Annotated in this window: 16 protein-coding genes; 10 read left to right on the plus strand and 6 right to left on the minus strand. The window is 52.8% G+C overall.

Going from position 1 to position 19795, the window contains the following annotated elements; translation table 11 throughout:
- Nucleotides 1-2 precede the first annotated feature (2 nt).
- The 6 genes from EBB_RS14415 to EBB_RS14440 all read right to left on the minus strand — a co-directional run bounded on the left by EBB_RS14415 (nucleotide 3) and on the right by EBB_RS14440 (nucleotide 9592).
- Entirely contained in the window at nucleotides 3-1208 is a 1206-nt protein-coding gene (locus EBB_RS14415) for a DUF3322 domain-containing protein (RefSeq protein ID WP_192394475.1), read from the minus strand.
- Entirely contained in the window at nucleotides 1205-4582 is a 3378-nt protein-coding gene (locus tag EBB_RS14420; protein WP_192394476.1) for an ATP-binding protein, read from the minus strand. The genes EBB_RS14415 and EBB_RS14420 overlap by 4 nt, the downstream gene beginning before the upstream one ends.
- Nucleotides 4583-4811: 229 nt before the next feature.
- Nucleotides 4812-5444, minus strand: a complete 633-nt coding sequence (locus tag EBB_RS14425) for a DUF4194 domain-containing protein (protein WP_192394477.1) — start codon at nucleotides 5442-5444, stop codon at nucleotides 4812-4814.
- Nucleotides 5445-5711: 267 nt separating this feature from the next.
- Nucleotides 5712-6308 (minus strand): SH3 domain-containing protein, encoded by a 597-nt coding sequence (locus EBB_RS14430; RefSeq protein ID WP_192394478.1) that lies wholly within the window; start codon nucleotides 6306-6308, stop codon nucleotides 5712-5714.
- Between the two features lie 2 nt (nucleotides 6309-6310).
- Nucleotides 6311-7426 (minus strand): N-acetylmuramidase family protein, encoded by a 1116-nt coding sequence (locus EBB_RS14435; protein ID WP_192394479.1) that lies wholly within the window; start codon nucleotides 7424-7426, stop codon nucleotides 6311-6313.
- Between the two features lie 738 nt (nucleotides 7427-8164).
- A complete protein-coding gene (locus EBB_RS14440; protein WP_225587452.1) occupies nucleotides 8165-9592 on the minus strand; it encodes a DUF3375 domain-containing protein in 1428 nt (475 codons plus the stop codon).
- A gap of 266 nt (nucleotides 9593-9858) precedes the next feature.
- Between EBB_RS14440 and EBB_RS14445 the strand changes: the two genes are divergently transcribed.
- The 10 genes from EBB_RS14445 to EBB_RS14490 all read left to right on the plus strand — a co-directional run bounded on the left by EBB_RS14445 (nucleotide 9859) and on the right by EBB_RS14490 (nucleotide 19758).
- A complete protein-coding gene (locus tag EBB_RS14445; RefSeq protein WP_192394480.1) occupies nucleotides 9859-11595 on the plus strand; it encodes an acetolactate synthase 3 large subunit in 1737 nt (578 codons plus the stop codon).
- A complete protein-coding gene (ilvN, locus tag EBB_RS14450; protein ID WP_101051816.1) occupies nucleotides 11596-12087 on the plus strand; it encodes an acetolactate synthase small subunit in 492 nt (163 codons plus the stop codon).
- Between the two features lie 32 nt (nucleotides 12088-12119).
- Nucleotides 12120-13136 (plus strand): ketol-acid reductoisomerase, encoded by a 1017-nt coding sequence (gene ilvC, locus EBB_RS14455; protein WP_192394481.1) that lies wholly within the window; start codon nucleotides 12120-12122, stop codon nucleotides 13134-13136.
- A 66-nt stretch (nucleotides 13137-13202) separates the two neighbouring features.
- The gene (locus tag EBB_RS14460; protein WP_225587453.1) at nucleotides 13203-13982 is read left to right on the plus strand and encodes an outer membrane protein OmpK; all 780 of its coding nucleotides are present in this window, start codon (nucleotides 13203-13205) and stop codon (nucleotides 13980-13982) included.
- 156 nt (nucleotides 13983-14138) lie between these two features.
- Entirely contained in the window at nucleotides 14139-14546 is a 408-nt protein-coding gene (locus tag EBB_RS14465) for a DUF6678 family protein (protein ID WP_192394483.1), read from the plus strand.
- 241 nt (nucleotides 14547-14787) lie between these two features.
- Nucleotides 14788-15528 carry a CDP-diacylglycerol--serine O-phosphatidyltransferase gene (gene pssA, locus EBB_RS14470; protein ID WP_033158857.1) on the plus strand — a complete coding sequence of 247 codons (741 nt, stop codon included), beginning with the start codon at nucleotides 14788-14790 and terminating at the stop codon, nucleotides 15526-15528.
- Nucleotides 15529-15531: 3 nt separating this feature from the next.
- A complete protein-coding gene (locus EBB_RS14475; protein ID WP_192394484.1) occupies nucleotides 15532-16371 on the plus strand; it encodes a CHAD domain-containing protein in 840 nt (279 codons plus the stop codon).
- 257 nt (nucleotides 16372-16628) lie between these two features.
- Nucleotides 16629-17513 (plus strand): hypothetical protein, encoded by an 885-nt coding sequence (locus EBB_RS14480; RefSeq protein WP_192394485.1) that lies wholly within the window; start codon nucleotides 16629-16631, stop codon nucleotides 17511-17513.
- Between the two features lie 170 nt (nucleotides 17514-17683).
- Entirely contained in the window at nucleotides 17684-18562 is an 879-nt protein-coding gene (locus EBB_RS14485) for a glycosyltransferase family protein (protein WP_192394486.1), read from the plus strand.
- Nucleotides 18563-18786: 224 nt separating this feature from the next.
- Nucleotides 18787-19758: a glycosyltransferase family 2 protein gene (locus tag EBB_RS14490; protein WP_192394487.1), complete on the plus strand. Its 972-nt coding sequence runs from the start codon at nucleotides 18787-18789 to the stop codon at nucleotides 19756-19758.
- The last annotated feature ends 37 nt before the right edge of the window (nucleotides 19759-19795 follow it).

The raw sequence follows: 19795 nt of genomic DNA on the forward strand, positions 1-19795 counted from the left end.
CGCTACGCGTCCTCGCCGCCAGCCGCCAAACCCAGCGCCGCCAGCCGTTCCGACAGTAACGCAAAGCTGACATACTCCTGTTCCAGGCGCACCCCGCGACCATAGCGATGATCCCGCAACACGTCGTATAGAGCCGCCTCCTCCGCAGTTAAAAATGCCAATTCGGCGTTAATCGGGCTAGCTTCTTCGACCCATTGCGAGCGATGGGCGATTAAAGTGGCCTCGTCCATCAGCAAGGATTGGGCTTGCGGAAAATGCTGGCGGAACTGGCTGAGGATAGCGAAACCGTGGGTATCGATGTCGCCCCAATAATGAATTTCCTTGTCCTTCAACCATTCGGCTTGCGCCAACGCATCGAAACCGTAGCCTCGGCCGAAGATCACCATGCTATCGGCAAACGGCGGAAACGCCAGACCGTTGATGTCGTTTTCGGTGACGAATACCCACCGTACAGGCAAATTCAAAGTCGCGAATTCGCTGGCGGTCACCGTCAAGTCGCTCAAGCCGGCAATCCGCAGTCGGCTATCCAGCAAGCGAAAGCGAATCGTCGCCGGCTTGGCCAAAAAGCCGTAGCGCGCCTCGAAGCCGGCGACGCCGGTTTGCGAGGTATCGATCGCTACGGCCGGCAGCAGCAAGTCCAGCCATTCGCCGAGCAACTTCTTACGGCTCTCGATAAATTTGCTGTCGATGCCTGGAAGGCTGATTTGGCGTAGATAAATGCCCGGCCTGGGATGTTCGACGACACAGCCGGCCACGCTCAACAATTTTTGCCATTCGTCGGCGTGCTCCAAGGCGCGTAACGGGTATTTCACTAACCAAGATCGCAGCGCGGCGAAATCGTCAACCAGCGATGCCGCCAACTGCCCGAAAACCGCCAATTCCTTGGCTTTTTTCAAATACGCCGCCGCGTCGTCCGGCTGGTCGAAAACCACCGCCGCCGGCAAGCGGTTACGCCCCGACAGCCGATGATTGATGTCCCGCCATTCGACGGCAAAATGCTTGGCCTCAACGGCCAGCCAATGTTCCACCCAAGCCTGCGCGGCGGCAAAATCGGCGGCCAGTTGCGCCGGGCTGGGTGGCTTTAACGGAATACGTAGCGGAAACAAGCCGCTCGGCGCCAGGCTTTCCGTCAGGATTTGGCCGCGTTGCCAGCGTTTGTCCAGTTCGGCGCGCAACTCGGCCGGCAAGATCCAGACCGGCTTGCTCATCCGCCGCGCGCCGCGCGTTCGGCGCGGTACTCTTCGATACTCAGATTGCGCAGTTTGGACGCCCGTCCTTCCTCGTTATGCACGAAGCCGACCGCCGCGACGTAAGGCTCGATGATATGGATTTTCTGCAGCGGCGTGACGATCAGCAGTTGCAGACTGAGTTTTTCGAACAGCCGCAAACCGTATTGCGCCGATTCGTCCGAGCCGCGGCCGAAGGCCTCGTCGATCACCACAAAGCGGAACGAGCGCGAACGCACCGCGCCCCATTCCAAACCGAATTGATAAGCCAGGCTGGCGGCCAGGATCGTGTAAGCCAGTTTCTCCTTTTGGCCGCCGGATTTGCCGCCTGAGTCGGAATAGTACTCGTGCTCGCTACCATCTTCCCGCCAGCGCTCACTGGCGCCGAAATTGAACCAGTTGCGCACGTCGGTAACCTTGGCGGTCCAGCGCCTATCCTGCTCGGCCTGACCTTCGCGGCCGCGAAAGCGCTCAATGATTTTTTTAACTTCCAGAAACTTGTTTTCCGAATACTGCTCGTCGTCGGAGCCGGTCAGCGCGCCCTCGGTGCAAGCGCGCAACTCGCTTTGAAAATCGCGCACGTCGGCGTCCGGCGTCGGTTGCGCTTCCAGCACGATGAAGCGGTTGGTGTTGTAGTCGATCTGGGTCAAAGATTCGTTGATCAGCGCGATGCGCTCCTTGATGGTTTCCCGCTCGCGGGCCAGTTGCGACTGGAAATTGGCGACCTCGCGAATGGTGTTTTCGTTGAGCAATTCCTTGAAACGGGCCTCGAAGCGCGGCAAGTCGTCGGCCTGCAAGCTTTGCAGCATGGTTTGATATTCGTGCGCTGCGGCGATGCCGACATCGACTTCCTGGGTTTCCAACGGGAAGGCCGCGCAATAGCCGCGCATCGCGTCGATGATCTTGTCGCGCAAATAATTGAGCCGTTTGGTCTCGTTTTCGATTTTGGTCTGCAACCAATCGCGCATCTCGCGCTCGCGGTTGTCGCAGGATTCCACCGTGACTTGCCGCTCGGCCAGCACCTCACCGCGCAGCGCTTCCAAAGCTGGATATTGTGCGGCGTGCGCATCGCCGGCTTCGCTCAAGATGTCGGCGGTTTGCGCCAACAGCGCCTCGGCGGCCTGCTTGCGTTGTTCGGTGGCGCCGCTTTCCTTGATCTTGTCACCTAATGCGCGCTCGGTTTCCAACAACGCGGCTTCCACCACCGCCAGTTGCGCGCCTAGCTGCTGCAATAAATCGGAAGCCGCCTGTAACTGCCGGCGTTCTTCGTCCAGCGCGGCGATGTCGGCGGCCAGAGGTTGCCAATCCAGTTCGCGGAAATCGCGGTATTCGCCCAGCTTGGTCAAGGTTTCCAATTGCGCCTTGACCGTGGTTTGCGCTTTGGCGATGTCGGCCAGACGGCCGGCTAAATCGGCTAGCTGCTTTTCCAGCAGCTTGGCCTTGTTCTCCAACGCGGCGATCTTGGCGGCATTGCTCCAACCCAATACATAGCGGCTGCGGTCGTCGAGGCGGTGGCGGTCGTCTTTTTCGTGGCGCTCGCCGGGCGCCTTGATTTGGCCGGCGCGGGTGATGGCTTTTTGCTCGCGGCGGAATTGCTCCTGGGTCGCGCAGCAGGCCACATCGAAGCGGTGGCCGATCTCCCGTTCCAACCAATCGTAAAACGCCGAATCGGGTTTGATCGCCAATTTGCGCGCCAACGAATCGCGGTGTAGCACCGGCGGCTCAGCGCGCTGGCCGGGCCGCACGCGGAAGTAGACCAGGCGGCCGCGCAAATGGGTTTGCTCCACCCAATCGGCCACCGCCGCGTAATGCGCATCCGGCACCAGCAGCGACAAACCGAAATTGCGCAGCAGCCGTTCGGCGGCGCCTTCCCAATCCTTGTCTTCGTCGCGCACCTGGATCAATTCGCCGGCGAACGGCATCTCGTCCTCGGCCAGATTCAGCGCCCGGCACAGCGCCTGGCGCATTTTGATTTGCGTATCTTCGATGTTGCTGCGCCGCGCCTTCAGGCTGGCCAGCTCGTTTTGCAAGTCCTGGTGCTCACTACGGCCTTGGGCGAAGGCCACGCCGATTTCGTTGGCCTGGTTTTGCAGATCGGCTTCGCGCGCGGACGCATTGTCCCGCAGTTCGGCGAAACGCATTTGCTGCGCCAAAAAGGCTTCGGCGTCTGCCGGTGCCGGCAAATCCAGGCTTTGCAGCAACTGTTCGTAACGGCCGGACTTATCGCGGCGGCGCGCAAGCTCGTCCTGCAAACGCTCGATTTCCAGGCCCAATTGCGCGATACGGTCGCCGCCGTTGGCGGCAATATTGCGCTGCAATTCGCGCTCGTCGAGTTGCTGTTGCCGCTTGCGCTGGTTGAGCCGCTCCAGTTGGGCGCTCTGTTTGACCAATTCCTCGTCCAAGCCGGCCAGCCATTTTTCCAGCAAGCCGCGCTTCAGGCCGGCAAAAAACGGCCGCAAGGCTTCGCGGCAGGCGCGCAGGGATTCGGTTTGTTCGTTGAGTTGGGTGTGGCGCTGGCAATCGGCGACCAGCGGCGTCAACAGGCTCATCTGCCACTTGGCCTTCAAAACCGCGTCGTGGGCGCGGTTCAGGTCGTCGAAATGGTTGATCAGCGCGGTGATGCGCGGCGCGACTTCGGAAGGTTCCAGCATGTGGCTGCGCACGAAGTCAGTCAGATTGCCGACCGATTTCATCGATACGGTTTGATGGAACAATTCCAGCGCTTGCTCGTTGTCGATGCCGAAGCGGCGGCGAAACCAGGCGCCGTAGGGCGGAAAGCTGTCGTGCAACTCGGCGCCCAGGCCGCGCAGCTTCTTGCGCAATTGGCCGATGTCGCTGCCGAAGTCGGAAAAATCGCGGGAGATGCTGAAATCGCGTTCGGCGCCCACGAACAGCCGCGCCGGCTGGCCCTGGCGGTCGCTGATCCAGAACACCTGCGCCAAGGTCACGGTCTGGTCGTAGCCGGCGTTGTGGAACACACCCAAGATCACCGAATAACTGTTGTCGCCGCGCAAGGCCACCGGCTTGGCACTGCCGCTGACTTCGTTGCGCTCGGATTTGTAATGACCCAACACATAGGAACGCAGACTGCGCTCCTTGGCATCGGCGCCGGCAGCCTTGTTGTAAGCGATGCGGTGGGCCGGCACTAATAAAGTGGTCACCGCATCGACCAGCGTCGATTTGCCGGAACCGATGTCGCCGGTCAACAGCGCGTTGCGGCCATACAAATGCAAGACCCAAACCCGGCCGTCGAAGGTACCCCAGTTGTAGACTTCCAGGCGTTGCAAGCGAAAGCCGGACAAGGCGTCGTCGTCGACGAAGTCCAGGGAAAATTGCAAGTCGTTAGTGGCGGTCATGGCGCGGCGGAATTTTGGTCGAGACGTTGTAAAACGGAATGGACGTCCTCCCCCGCAGCCCGAATGCCATTTAGCTTAAGGTGCTTCCCCCTTTGCAAAAGGGGGATCGAGGGGGATTTATTCGGAAAATCTCCCCTAACCCCTCTTTGAAAAAGAGGGGGATAAACAACGATAAACTTAATGGCATTCTCCCGGCGAGAAAGCGCGATGGGGATCAATCCACGCAGAATCACTCTCTGCCTTCCCCGCCGCCAAGCCATTGCGCGTGGTATTCGGCCAACCGGGCATCAAACTCCGACAGCCACTGCGCATCGACAAAAGCCTTGAGTATCCGCCTAACCTCGTAACTGGCAGCTTGATTAGCGCTGGTCTTGAGCTTGCGCAAAAAGCCCAACTCGACCACCTTTTTGATATGGGTTTCGATCTGGTCGATCAGCCGCGCCTCATTGCTGCGTTGCGGCAAAAACACCCGGATCAACTCGACGATGTCCTCGCGCGACAAGACCAACCGAGTCTCGCCGCCGCCGCGGTCGAACTCAGCCAAACGCTTGCGCAGCAGCGCCAACAGCAAGCTGACCGGAAACGACAACGGCCGCCGCGCGATCAAACGCGGCAACTTGGGCGCCGCGTCGTCTTCCTCCGCGTCGATCTGGCGCGAACGCAAAAACGCATAACCCTCGGCCTCGTCCAGCACCAATTCCAAAGCCAACACCGCCACGTAATCCCGCACCCTGGCTTGCAGATTTAACAAGGCATTCCAAAGGCCGCCATCGGTTTCCTGGTAGATCACGCCCTTCAATAACGGAATGACTAAGGCCGACAGGTCGTATTGCGGCGCTATCTCTAAGTCGGTTTCCGTCATGTTTATCTCGTCTTGATTGAGCAGGCGCTGAATTGGGCGTATTTTAGGGCAAAACTATAGCCTACAAGATAATCTGCTTTTTGACTCGATGCTACTATCCATTGCCAACTGGAAAAGCGGAATTCTACGAACTTAACAAACTGAGCCTCATGAATCTTCAGACGGGTTTTTCAACCGGCTATAAACAGGTATGGCTGCTTTGGCCATATTTAAATGTTTAAGGCGGGATAGCAAAACCCGTCTCGTAGATAGGAACTTTGCCTACGACTATTGACCTGACTTAAATATGGCTAAATCACTGTTACTGATCCAGCCGCGGATCATTTTCTGTGTCCCTGGGTACTCAACCTGCAGCCAGTCTCCCTCGGCACCCACCACGCCAACAACATCCCCTTTCACCAAATAAGACTTGAGTTTGGCATCAGCCTTGGGTTTGGAATGGAAGTAAGTCTTGGGACTCGATATGACCCTCAACTCAGTCCATTCGGTTTCAGTCACCTTATCGTAATTCAGGCCTTGTTCGATGGCCGGTGGCAACAGCATTCCGCATCCTGGATGTTCGTTACCGTGCTCCACCTTCAAATTGACTCCGGCTGCCTGGATACGAAGTTCGCCAGGAAAGCTATCGACATTCCATGTCGTCAGCGAGGCGGAATCTCCATTTGATTGCCCACGCAGATAAAAGCTACAGGTTTTGCTCACGCCTTCCCCTTGCTCTTCACGATAGTAACCAGTAATTTTCCCGTCCGGCGCCACCGCCAAGCGGAGTTGCTCATAAACACCCGAGTGAAATTGGTTGGTTTCGACGGCTCCGACATCGGTCGCCATCAATATTGCCATGATGAAACCAAAACGATTAAACATGATCAGCTTCCCCCGTGGCGCTTGTAGGCTTGTTCAAGCAAAACATCATAATTTCCATAATCATCTCCGTTGTATAAGGTCGCAATGGTGGCGAATTTCTTGTCTTTGAGGGCTTGTAAGCGAGCAGGTTTGGCCTTGCACCAGCCAACGAAAGCATCGAGTTGACCGCGTTCGCCCGCTTTCATGGATGCGACAAAGTCCTCGACTTTGCTAAAGCCGCAATCTTTGAAGTTGAAGCCCATTACTTGAAACATACCCCACGAACAAGCCTGCAACGCGGCGTCGGAATCCAAGGCGATGGCGTCGTTGAGGGTTTTCCAGGCCGTTTCCTGATCCTTATTATTGGCTTGCCACTCCGGCCCCGCTTTCTTGACATATTTGTAAGACAGCATGGGATGCGTTTGGTCGTATTTCTTATTCGTCAATTTCCTAAACCAATGCCCTTCGAAGGCAACGACCGGTAGGCCGGCGGGGCCAAATCCGCTTTTCCCGCCCGACTCTACTTCGGCAAAGGCCTTGACCATGGCCAGGGTAATGCCGTTACCCAGAGCCGCCAACGCGGCCTGAAAATCCGCATCGGCCAACTTGGAAAATGAGCCGCCACTATTGACGGCCGCTTTGAGACGGTGAAGCTTGCCGGCCGCAGCGCGCTCCCGCAAGGACAAATAGCTATCAACAACCGCCCGGTGCGCTGTACCGGGCTCTTGCGTTTGCTGGCTGGCAGGCGGCCTTTTAAATTCCAAGAATTCCAATAATCCGGCGACTTCACCACTGGGACCGCACCAAGAACCACCGGCCAGATAGGGGCGCGAAGATTTGTTCAGATCGGTACGTTTAGGTCGTAGCGGCCGCGCCTTTTCGACCAGGGCGTGGAGAGTTCTACCCGCCGGGTCGACGCGCCCGTCGGCATGAGGATATCTAAGTTCGTTGCTCTGAAAGCGCCGAATTTCCATGATCAAATCAGTGGAACAACGCCCGGCTTCCGGAAACGGCCGGCGAATGACGCTGTTGCAGATATTGAATAGATATTCGACGATTAGGACGTCCTTGGGGTCGTTGGCTGCGCCGTCTCCCACAGATGCCTTCAGAAGGTTTTCTTTCGTACTTCTTCGCTTCATTATTTCTCCTTGCGAGTTAATGGGTGAACTATCGATCTTGTATTTAGATTGCCTGCCTTGATGGGCGCCGGCCACCCCATTCCAGCTAAATTTAGATTTACACGCAACCACGCTACCACAGACCTTAATCAGCGTTTTACCGCCAAAACCAGCAATCCAGGTGCCGATGCGCCGGCTTCTTTGCGGAAGGCTTCCTCACCGCGGCTGTTACTATTCAAGCCGGCCAAGCTAGCGCGTGCAGAACATAGCCCTTGCAGTGAGCATAACGCCCAAACACGTCAAGCCGCACGAAGCAAGCCGGAGCATCATCGACAGCCTGCTCCAAGTTAAATGCCGAACACCCACCGGTTTCATCGCGGCGGCTCTAAGCAATAATTCGAGTTGACCAAAATAGAGGAAGGTATCGGCGGAAACAATGACATCGAACCTACCGGGATGGTTTTCCAGCTAGTGACAGAGTTCCGCTTCCGCCAAACCATCGTACAGAGTTCGCCGACTAGTTTCAGCATGCCTGCGGAGAGTTCGAAGCGGACTAGATGACTGCAAATCGCCTTGGAGGTAGCGGCGAAGAACTCCTCGATTTGGTCCTTTACCGCCGCTCAAGCCGGCAACCAAGACATTTGTGTCTACAACCACTCTAATTGCCAGCATATATGCAACACCTATCCTAGCATATGCCTAAATTTTGGAAAGATTTTCGCCCCTCGTGTTCGATGAGAACATCTTGCGCCGCTCGCGTCACCTGACAAAAATCACCCTCGGCAAGCGCGCCTGTTTGCTCACTTCCTGCCCTTCGCCGTCGGCTGTTTGCCAGGCGATGATGTCTTCGGTGGTTTCGTCGACGGTGGTCTTGAAGCTGTCGCCGCCGAGTTGTAGATAGGCGACGAGTTCCGCCAAGCCGTGTTGCAGCGGGCGGCTGCGGCAGAGTTCAGCCAGAGTGATTTGCGGTTTGTCTTGCAGGGCGTGGCGGATGTGGCGGGCCAGTTGGGTCTTGTCGATGACGATTTGCGAGAATAGCGCGGTGGCGTCCAGGTCGTCGTCGCCGGTTTCCGGGATCAGGCTGGCGATGCGCGGCTTGACGGTCGGCGTATGTAGCGGCCGCTCCATCGGCAGTTCGATGTCGGCAGCGGCTTCGGCGATAGTCATCACTTCGCCGGCCGGCTGGTTGTCGCGCAGAGCCACGGCCTTGGCTTCGATGCCGTGCAAGATTTCCATGATGCGGCGGTTTTCCAGCCAGGCCTGGTCGTCGAGGAAGCGGCGCAGTTGCCGGCTGAGTTCGGCGACGGTGCGCTGGGTGTGTTCGCCGGCTTCCAGCCAGTCGTAATGCACGCGGCGCAGGCGGGCTTCGGGGCGCAGTTCGGCCACCGGCTGCAAGGCCAGCACTTTTTCCAGCAAGGCCGACAACTCCTCCTGGCGGCGGCTGGACATCAGAAAATCCCAGAATGCACGGAAGCTGCGGCCTTGGTCGGAATCGGCGATGGCGTCGCGTTCGCCCATGATGTCTTGCAGCAATTCGCCCTTGCCGCCTTCCCACAAGGCGATGCGCTCGCGCACGCGCCGGTCCAGACCGCGAAAGTTATGTTCGACTTCACGAAAGTCGCCGAGCAGTTCGCGGGCTAGCGCGGTAAATTGCAGAAAGCGGTCTTTCAAGGCGGTGTCGTCCAGCACGGCCAGTTCGCCGGCTTCGACTCTGGCGATTTCGGCGTCGATGTCGGTGCGACGCTTGCGCAGTTCGGCGATGCGGGTCTCGGGATTGGTTTCGCTGCCTGCGCTGATTTGTTTGAGCAGTTCGAACAAGGTTAATAAGCGCGACTCGGTGCCGACGAAGGCGCGTTCGGTCAGGCTGCCCAGCCAGGCGATGGCTTTTTCGGTAGCCGGGGTCAGGTCGAAATAGGGTTCGTCCGAGCCTTGGCGGTAAAATTTGCGCAGCCAGCCTTTGTCGTTGCCGGCCCAATCGTTGAGGTAGTCCAGCGCCGATTTCGGAAAGATGTCGTTACCGAATTGCTCTCGCAGGCCGAATAATTCGTCTTCCAAGGCCTCGGCAAGATCAGCCTGGGCGATCAAGCGCTGGTTTGGGACGACAAACACCCGGTTCAAGAAGCCGGCAACCAATGGCGCGTGCGGTGAATTAAGAAGCCGCCACGCCGGATGATTTTGTTTGAGCAAATCGAGAGTACGGTAATCCAGTTTGAATATCCTTTATGTGCTCGCCACTCGTTGCCGTGGCGTAAACTCTTAAACAATACAGCTGTCCCGCTGCGGCAATTTATAAATTTGACCGAATTTCTAGCGGGAAAACCAATCTGTAGGCAAGAAAACCCAAGTGAAACCCTTGGTTTTCCTTGACGAACACGGTCAAAAACAGTAGCTTATCCAACCTTTTTTGTAAAATCTGCATTTCCCCGATCGATTAGTTTTTTGAGGACGTAAAATTGGAACTCAGTGGCGGACATATTCTTGTCCAATGTCTTAAAGATGAAGGTGTCGAATTTGTATTTGGCTATCCGGGTGGCTCTGTTTTGCACATCTATGATGCCATTTTCCATCAAGACGAAGTGAAACATATCCTGGTCCGCCACGAACAAGCGGCGGCCCACGCGGCTGACGCTTATGCGCGCGCCACCGGCAAACCCGGCGTGGTGCTGGTTACCTCGGGGCCAGGCGCAACGAATGCTGTCACCGGCATTGCCACCGCGTATATGGATTCGATTCCGATGGTGATTATCTCGGGCCAAGTGCCCTCGCCAGTCATAGGCAGCGACGCGTTCCAGGAAGTCGATACGGTGGGTATTACCCGGCCCTGCGTTAAGCACAACTTCTTGGTCAAGGATGTCAACGATTTGGCCGAAACCATGAAGAAGGCTTTTTACGTCGCAACCACCGGCCGACCTGGCCCGGTATTGGTCGACGTGCCTAAGGACATGACCGATCCGAACATTAAGGTACCTTATAAGTACCCGAAAAAGATCAGCATGCGTTCTTATAACCCGGTGGTAAGCGGCCACAAGGGCCAGATCAAACGCGCGGTAGATATGTTGCTGACCGCGCAGCGGCCGATGATTTATTCCGGCGGCGGTGTGATTCTCGGTGAAGCCCATAAAGAACTGACCGAATTGACCCAATTACTGGGTTATCCGATCACCAACACCCTGATGGGTTTGGGCGGTTATCCGGCTACCGACAAACAGTTCGTCGGCATGTTGGGTATGCACGGTACTTACGAAGCTAACATGGCGATGCACGAAAGCGATGTGATCCTCGCGGTCGGCGCGCGCTTTGACGACCGGGTCACCGGCAAACTGGCTGAGTTTTGCCCGTACGCCAAGATCATCCATATCGACGTTGATCCGGCCTCGATTTCCAAAACCGTTAAAGTCGACGTGCCGATTGTCGGCGAAGTCAAACCGGTCTTGGAGCAGATGATAGAACTGATCAAAGACAGCAAAACTAAGCCGTCCAAATCAGCACTTGAATCCTGGTGGCAATTGATAGGCAGTTGGCGGGATGTGCATTGCCTGGATTATGACCGCACCAGCAGCGTCATCAAGCCGCAATATGTCGTGGAGCAGTTGTATCAAGTTACTGGCGGCGAAGCTTTTGTCACCTCCGACGTCGGTCAGCACCAAATGTATGCCGCGCAGTACTACCACTTCGACAAGCCTCGGCGTTGGATCAACTCCGGCGGTTTGGGCACGATGGGCTTTGGCTTACCTGCCGCGATCGGCGTGAAACTGGCGTTTCCGGAAGCCAATGTCGCCTGTATTACCGGCGAAGCCAGCATCCAGATGTGTATCCAAGAGCTATCTACTGCCCTGCAATACAACGCGCCGGTGAAAATCATCAACCTGAACAACCGCTACATGGGTATGGTGAGACAATGGCAGGAGTTCTCTTATCAAAGCCGGTATTCGCAGTCATACATGGATACTATCCCCGACTTCGTTAAATTGGCAGAGGCTTACGGTCACGTCGGCATGTTGATCGAGAAGCCCGAAGACGTGCGTGGCGCTCTGGAAGAAGCCTTCGCGTTGAAGGATAGAACCGTATTCCTGGATTTCATCACTGATCGCACCGAAAACGTTTACCCCATGATAGAAGCAGGCAAAGGCCATCACGACATGAAATTGCGCGTCGCGCCCGGCACTCCGGTAGACAGGGAGTTGTCATAAATGAGACACATCATTTCAATCCTGATTGAAAACGAATCCGGTGCTTTGTCGCGCGTTGCGGGCTTGTTTTCCGCACGCGGCTACAACATCGAATCGTTGACTGTGGCGCCCACCGAAGATTCCAGCCTGTCGCGGATGACCTTGGTCACCAGCGGTAGCGACGAGATCATCGAGCAAATCACCAAACAACTGAACAAGTTGATTGACGTGGTGAAATTGATCGACTTGGCGGAATCCGCGCATATCGAGCGCGAGTTGATGCTGGTAAAAATTAAAACCAGCCACGATACCCGCGAAGAGGTAAAGCGTATGGTGGACATTTTCCGCGGCAAAATTATCGACGTCACCGCCAACAGCTACGTGGTGGAAATGACCGGCCAATCCAGCAAACTGGATGCGTTTATCCACGGTTTTGAAGAAGGCAGCATCATTGAAGTGGTGCGCTCCGGTCCGACCGGCATCTCCCGTGGCGAGAAAGGCTTACACCTGTAACATTTATTATTTACCCAGCAACGAGAAAACCTATGCAAGTTTATTACGATAAAGACGCCGACCTTTCTGTTATCAGAAGCAAAAAAGTAGCGATCATCGGCTACGGCTCACAAGGCCACGCACACGCCAACAACCTGAAAGACTCAGGCGTTGACGTCGTTGTCGGCTTGCGCGCCAATTCGGCATCCGTCGCTAAAGCCCAAGCCAGTGGCTTGACAGTAAAAGACGTACCGGAAGCCATCGCCGGCGCCGACGTGGTGATGATTCTGACCCCGGACGAATTCCAATCCAAACTGTACAAAGAAGAAATCGAACCTAATATCAAACAAGGCGCCGCTTTGGCTTTCGCTCACGGTTTTGCGATTCTGTACAACCAAGTCGTGCCCCGCAAAGACCTGGACGTGATCATGATTGCGCCGAAAGCACCTGGTCACACCGTGCGTTCTGAGTTTGTTAAAGGCGGTGGCATTCCTGACTTGATCGCGATTCACCAAGACGCGTCCGGCATGGCTAAAGCCATCTGCTTGTCATACGCATCCGCAATTGGTGGTGGCCGTTCCGGCATCATCGAAACTACGTTCCGCGACGAAACCGAAACCGATTTGTTCGGCGAACAAGCAGTATTGTGTGGCGGCGCGGTGGAACTGGTAAAAGCCGGTTTCGAAACCTTGACCGAAGCGGGCTATCCACCTGAAATGGCTTACTTTGAGTGCCTGCACGAATTGAAACTGATTGTGGATTTGATGTACGAAGGCGGCATTGCCAACATGAACTACTCGATCTCCAACAATGCCGAGTACGGCGAATACGTCACCGGCCCGAAAGTGATCAACGAAGAAAGCCGTTGGGCGATGAAACAAGCCCTGGAAGACATTCAACAAGGTAAATACGCCAAGCAATTCATTCTGGAAGGCCAAACCGGCTACCCAGAGATGACTGCCAGACGCCGCCTGAATGCAGAGCATCCTATCGAAGTCGTTGGTGCCAAGTTGCGGGGCATGATGCCTTGGATCAAGGCCAACCAAATCGTCGATAAAAGCAAAAACTAAGCTTATCGGCTAGGATTAAAGCCCATCTACACGATGGGCTTTTTTTTGCCCGCTGGATTTTGCCAAATGTCCGATCATTCTTGCTTCAACTCTTTTTATCTCGGTATCATCTCCGCAATCTTGGCCCAGCCCTGCCCCGCTGATTTCATGCAATGGCATAACAGCGAGATCCAATATCTGCACGGCGGCAACTACCAGCAACCGTTCAACTCCAACGACGTCAGCCAGTCCATTATCACCGTCACCCACGCCCACGGCTGGGCTTACGGCCGCAACTTCTTCTTTATGGACACTCTGTTTACCGAATCCGGCCAAGCCGCACAAACCAATCTCTACGGCGAAGCCTATAGCACCTTCAGCCTCGGTAAAATCAGCGGCCTTGACTTGGCTTACGGCATTTTCAAAGATTTCGGCGTAACCGCCGGCGTCAACCTCGGGGAAAACATGAACAGCTCGCGCAGCGGCTTTCGCGCCTGGCTTTATGGCGTGACCGTTGATTTTGACCTACCGGGCTTCGACTATTTCAACGTCGACTTTTTACGGCAGCGCGTCACCGAAACCGCCGATATCGGCACTTCCTGGCAGATTACCCCGGTGTGGAAACTGCCGTTCGAAATCGCCGGCACAAAATGGAGCTTCGAAGGCTTCGCCGACTTCATCGGCCATAACCACTCCGCCGCCCGCCAAGCCCTGGCACAGCCGCAACTTAGATTGGACATCGGCGACTTATGGGGTGATAGCGACCATCTGTATATTGGCCTCGAATACCAGTATTGGCATAACAAATACGGCATTAAAGGCTTGCAGGACAGCGTGCCACAGGCTTTGGTTTTGTGGAAGTTTTGAAGCAAATGAAAATGAACAGCAGCCGTGGCAGTTAATTATTTGGTTAGCATGCATATAGCACTTCATTCCACCGGACGCGGCAAACAGCGCCGCGCCGATTAACATTACGGTAGGCCAATTCGATGCGCGAACTTCCAGACGCCGCAGCAACACCACTTGTGTTCTGACCGAGACAAGATCATTCTCCAAGCTAAATACAAGTATTTTGGCGCACTTGCCAATGACACAAAGTGGAATGAACTAATCGATTACTTTCGGCAAAAGTCGGGCTGGCGGCCTTCGTATAGGAGCAAGTGGATAAACGGTCATATCTCCGAATGGGATTCCGAGTGGCATTACCATCTGCCATTTCCATTTGTTGGCGTAGAGTGGTTTGATATTGGGCTGCATCAGCATGAATTCATGGGGCATTTAATGCCGCCCATGATTATTGATCACAGCACTGAGATTGCTTCAAAACTTTCCAGCATCGGCTTTGATTATGAGGTAAAGGGGGATGTCGCACGAATCTGGGGCTATTTTCCAAAGTCATATGAAGACTTCCCGCCCCAGAAATTGGCCTAACCTTTCAGTGAACCTGACAGCCAGCGTAGCCTAGATGAAGCGCAGCGAAAATCCAGGTTGAAAATCAAAAGTTATCAATCGTGACAATGCATCACCGCGTATTTTGCTGCGCGGCATACGGGCTACAATCTCAATAATCACAAGCCATCTCTCATACCCACGCAACCGACCATATTAGTTAAGCATCTGTCATATTCAGCATGTACAATGCCGCCAACTTTTCAACCTTTGTAGACACATTATGATCAAGAAGCAGCCGCTTACGCGTCATCGTGGCATTTACTTACTGCCCAATCTGTTCACCACGGGCGCCATGTTTGCCGGGTTTTATGCAATCACCTCGGCGATTAACGGCCGCTTCGAAACCGCGGCGATTGCCATGTTCATTGCGATGGTTCTGGATGGCCTGGACGGCCGCGTTGCTCGATTAACCAACACGCAGAGCGAGTTTGGCGTGCAGTACGACAGCTTGTCCGATATGGTTTCGTTTGGCGTCGCTCCAGCTATTGTCATGTATTTGTGGACCCTGTCCACCATGGGCCAAGCAGGCTTGTTCGCCGCATTTGTGCATATGGCCGGTGGAGCGTTACGTTTGGCGCGTTTCAACACGCAAGTGGAAGTGGCCGACAAACGCTATTTTCAAGGCCTACCCAGCCCGGCAGCCGCGGCAATTTTGGCCGGCGGTTTATGGTTCTGTGTGGAAAACGGTTATGACGTGGAAAACATCAAGTATCTGGTATTGCTGACCACCATCACTACCGGTTTGCTGATGGTCAGCAACTTCCGTTATTCCAGTTTCAAGGAAATCGACTTTAAAAACAAAGTGCCATTCATCGTTGCCATTATCGCGATGCTGGTTATCAGCTTCATAATGGCGCAACCACAGCGAATGCTGTTCCTGCTATCGGTCGGCTATGCCATATCCGGCCCTATAGTTACCTTGGTTTTGCGCAAACGTAAGCTGCAAAGTCGTAAAAGTTAACGGATGCGAAATACCGGCGGCAAACTGTTGCTCGACGCCTTGGAAATACACTGGCGCCAATATCGCAAACGCTTGAAAGCCTGCCGCCAAACCGCCAGCGAAGATAACGTCCACGAATTACGCGTCAACACCCGGCGCTTGTTGGCGTTGATAGAATTACTGCATGCCCTGGGGCCACAACCCTCATTACTAAGCATTCGCAAAGCTCTGAAAAAGCAGCTCGACGGTTTCGACGAATTACGAGACACGCAAGTCATGCTGTTCGAGGCGGCCAAGACCCTGCCTAGACTTCCCGAGCTAGAGCCTTTTTTAGCCCACATGCATCACTGCGAACAGCGTTTGCTGCTGGAAAACCGTTCCTTTATTGCCAGCCTGTATCAACCCAAGTTGCGGCGCAAGTTGAAAAAAGCCGGCAAATACATCGCCGACATCGATTTCAAACAGACCCTGCCAAGCGCTATTGACGGTATTTATGGGCTAGTAATAAATCGTTATGAAGCACTGGACCCCACCATTCCTGCCAGCATTCATCATCTGCGCATCGCTGTTAAGAAATTGCGCTACACGCTTTTGGCAACGCAATGCCTTGATTCCACCCTAGCTGAACCGGACTCAAGCCTGCTGAAAAGCCAGTTAACTCGCATGGGTGACATTCAAAACTCTGTGGTCATGTTGCAAACCCTTGAGCTATTTTTTCAATATCAGATACCGACCGCAATAGAGCAGTATTATCGACAGCAACAACAAGAGTTGATCGACTCATTTATGGCATGTTGCTCGGAGATTTTGGCGTTTCGACATGCGCCCCAAAACGACAGAAACCGGGCTTTTGAATCCGCTTAGAAACTAGCTATACTCATTGTCGATTTACTTATTGACACCAATCGAAAGATGAATAACCAGAAATAAGAATTTTCTATTACGCAACTGAAAAACAATGTGGCTCGGCAAACCGTGCTAACCCTGTCAATTGGATTTTTATCTTATCATTGCCGCAGGACATCAGTGGCTACCGAGAAAACTAACGCCATCAAACTGAAACGCAACCCAAAACGAAAAAGTTCATAACGTGGCATTACGAAATATTAGAGGCGGTTTCAATGGCATCAGATGATAGAAACTCACCAAAAATTGGTGTTACGTCGTCACCCTATCTGGTTTACACCTCAGCAGGTCACCGATCCAATATAAAAAAATGGGTCACGGGCAAAAAAAATTTCGACTTATGGGTTACTCAATACGAAGGCGAAAGCGATTATCACCGGAGCGTTGCTGATTTTTACAACGAGCGAAAAGGCGGCAAATACCCAAATCTACATGATATATATAACCGCTGGGGAGAGTTACTCACCCCCTATCGGGCAATATTCGTACTTGACGACGATATAGAATTAAGCGCCAACCAAATTAGCCAGTTATTCCGCATTTTAGAACGCTACAAACTCGTCTTGCTACAACCTGGTTTTTTGAGCGTCGGCAAAATAAGCCATGAAGTCACAAAAGCAAACCATTTCAGGTTTGCGAGGCTTACCAATTTCGTGGAAAACTGCGTGCCATTGTTCTCGAAGCCTATTCTGGATCGCTTTATGGCAACTTACGACCCGGGCTTAATAGCCTTCGGAACTGATTGGTGGTATTTACACCTTCTGACCGATGAAGAGCGCGAAACCGGAGTGGCGGTAATTGATTCGATACCTTGCGTAAACCCGGACGAATGGCTTGAACAAAAACCGCGAAAAATAGATCAAGTTGAGCCCGTCAATAAAGGCATAGAGATTTGGCAGGAATTTAAGCGCGAGCGAGGCATCGAGATGCCGCCAGGCGGTGTCAGAAGTTTGGGACTATTATGGCCTGAAGCCTTAGAAGACTGGCTTACGCTTATTTCTGCTCCGTTAATCCGCTGCAAAACATTTCTGTTCTACCCCCATTATTTCATGCGTCTGAAACGCTTTTATTGGGATATTCATAGGCGAAAAATATTTTAAAATTGCCATTCAGCAATGGCGAAATAATGCGAAATGCTGACTATCCAAAACAACGCAGCAGATCTTATTCAATGAGAATATAAGCTTCCTTGCTCCAATTGGGAACTGAGTGCGGCCAACCTCCTTAAGAATAGCATTTCGCAACTAGCTGACGGCCCAAGGAATTATTCGTGAACTATTTAAATGAAATTAAAGGTTATTTAAAAATTAAAATTTCTCAGCTATTGATGCGGTACCCTACTCATCACAAGCCACTAAAAATACAACACCCCCCAAAAAATAAACCCAAGGTACTAATTTTAGGAATATATTTAGAATACAGAGAAAACACGTTTAATCACCTGATAAATGCGTTTAATGAATCAATAGCATGTGACGTTGATCAAATCTGGGTATCATTGAATCCTAAAAACTCTCCAAAATCCAACGAAACGGAAAATAAAAACTATGCCAGCCACGTATTGGTTAAGCAGTTATTTGAGCTTAAACCAAAATTTACGATATTAAATGAACTTCTAGAAGAAATTGACATAAGCAAATACGATTATATTGTCTTTACCGATGACGACATTTTTGTTGACGATAACTTTCTCGATGCTTTTATAGGATGGCAACAGCATTTAAACTTTTGCTTGGCTCAACCCGCCCGCACGAGAACCAGTACAGCTGATAATACATTTGTTGTTTCCAGGCCTTGGCTGAATGCCCGCGAAACACATTTTGTTGAAATTGGCCCGCTATTTAGCATGGATAAATCCATTGTAAATGAATTACTACCGTTTGATCTTGAAAGCCCAATGGGCTGGGGATATGACCTTGTTTGGCCAATAAAGGTGATTGCATCGGGAAAAACCATGGGGATTATCGATGCGACCCCTGTGCAACACAGCATGAGACCGCAGGGTGCAGCATACTCTACCGCTAAGGAATCCATACTAATGAATGAATATCTTTCAAAAAAACAGCACATAAACTTCCGAGAAGCCTGCACTATTGTTAAAAATTACTCAAAAATAAGCTTCCTCAAAAAACCGTTTAATTTATTTTAATGCCTATCTGTTTTAATTTCCCGAACAAAGCACCGCTGCATTCCGATCAGCTCCAACAACCTATTTATCTTATTCGCACTGCACGATACTACTTAAACATAATAAGCGACACCATCATCAACTTAAAGATACAATAGCCGAACTACCAGCATTTATTTGATTCATCTTATGCAGCACAATATCTCCGTTAAACCTTTTATAATTTAATCGGCCCAATCGACGCCATGAGCTGCTTAGTTACCGTTATCATACCCACCCACAACCGCCCCGATCTTTTGGACGAAGCCATAAGCAGCGTAGCCAATCAAACCTTGGCGGATTGGGAGATCATTGTCGTTGACGATTGCTCGACCCCTCCGGTAAGCCCCGCTCAGCTCCAGGAAAAATTTGGAACGACGGTTAAAGTTTTGCGGCACCCAAGCTCTTTGGGGGGAGCAGCAGCAAAAAACACCGGCATCAAAGCCGCTTGTGGCAAATATATTGCGTTTCTGGACGACGACGATCTTTACGCGCCGACTTATTTAGAAAAAGCTGTTTCAACTTTACAAAACCACCCAGAAATTAACACGCTGTTCATGAGCGTCGCCTGGTTTGGTCCAAATTCAAAATGGACGCACGAATCCTACACTGACGCCATGAACAAAATATTGGCAGATCTGGCTGGAACACAAGTTACGGAAACCCTGCTGGAATTTGAAGCAAACCGCCTATTCAAAGCTTTGCTAAAAAGGGTACCTATGGCGTTTCAACGACCAGTGGCAACCAGGGAACAGGTTATGCAAATCGGCTTATATCAGGAAGATTGCCTACTTTGGGATTGCGATTGGGCTTTGCGCGCGGCACTGAATGGCCGATGCGGATTAGTGACGGAAGGCTTGTACCTGCAACGCAGCGCCGGCCAGGGATACTCATCTCAGCCTCGCCGCCGGATGGATCACTCCTTATCCAATCTGGAAATAAAAAAACAACTGATTAAGCGGAATGTCAGACCTGATCTAGCTAAACTGATCAGGCTAAACTACATCCAATCTGCTCAAGATTTGAGCTGGGAATACATCAATCAAAACCAGGGCTTTCTAGCGGTCAAAACCATGTTGGCTAGTTTCCAATACGGCATTCACTTTCTGCAGATTAAGTTTTTAGCGCACGCTCTTTATAGCTGCGGATTGAGTTTATTTTCTAAAGAACAACGATAACCCGCTTAGATCCCGGATCGAAACAAAAGGTAAACTA

Origin of the sequence: Methylomonas fluvii (genome assembly GCF_014850975.1) — a bacterium.
GTDB lineage: Bacteria > Pseudomonadota > Gammaproteobacteria > Methylococcales > Methylomonadaceae > Methylomonas > Methylomonas fluvii.

Bases quoted from the DNA above. Each gene is read 5' to 3' on its own strand.
- ilvC (WP_192394481.1), top strand. From the start codon at position 12,120: ATGCAAGTTTATTACGATAAAGACGCCGACCTTTCTGTTATCAGAAGC.
- EBB_RS14425 (WP_192394477.1), bottom strand. From the start codon at position 5,444: ATGACGGAAACCGACTTAGAGATAGCGCCGCAATACGACCTGTCGGCC.
- ilvN (WP_101051816.1), top strand. From the start codon at position 11,596: ATGAGACACATCATTTCAATCCTGATTGAAAACGAATCCGGTGCTTTG.
- EBB_RS14475 (WP_192394484.1), top strand. From the start codon at position 15,532: ATGCGAAATACCGGCGGCAAACTGTTGCTCGACGCCTTGGAAATACAC.
- EBB_RS14430 (WP_192394478.1), bottom strand. From the start codon at position 6,308: ATGTTTAATCGTTTTGGTTTCATCATGGCAATATTGATGGCGACCGAT.
- EBB_RS14435 (WP_192394479.1), bottom strand. From the start codon at position 7,426: ATGAAGCGAAGAAGTACGAAAGAAAACCTTCTGAAGGCATCTGTGGGA.
- pssA (WP_033158857.1), top strand. From the start codon at position 14,788: ATGATCAAGAAGCAGCCGCTTACGCGTCATCGTGGCATTTACTTACTG.
- EBB_RS14460 (WP_225587453.1), top strand. From the start codon at position 13,203: ATGTCCGATCATTCTTGCTTCAACTCTTTTTATCTCGGTATCATCTCC.
- EBB_RS14415 (WP_192394475.1), bottom strand. From the start codon at position 1,208: ATGAGCAAGCCGGTCTGGATCTTGCCGGCCGAGTTGCGCGCCGAACTG.
- EBB_RS14480 (WP_192394485.1), top strand. From the start codon at position 16,629: ATGGCATCAGATGATAGAAACTCACCAAAAATTGGTGTTACGTCGTCA.
- EBB_RS14420 (WP_192394476.1), bottom strand. From the start codon at position 4,582: ATGACCGCCACTAACGACTTGCAATTTTCCCTGGACTTCGTCGACGAC.
- EBB_RS14490 (WP_192394487.1), top strand. From the start codon at position 18,787: ATGAGCTGCTTAGTTACCGTTATCATACCCACCCACAACCGCCCCGAT.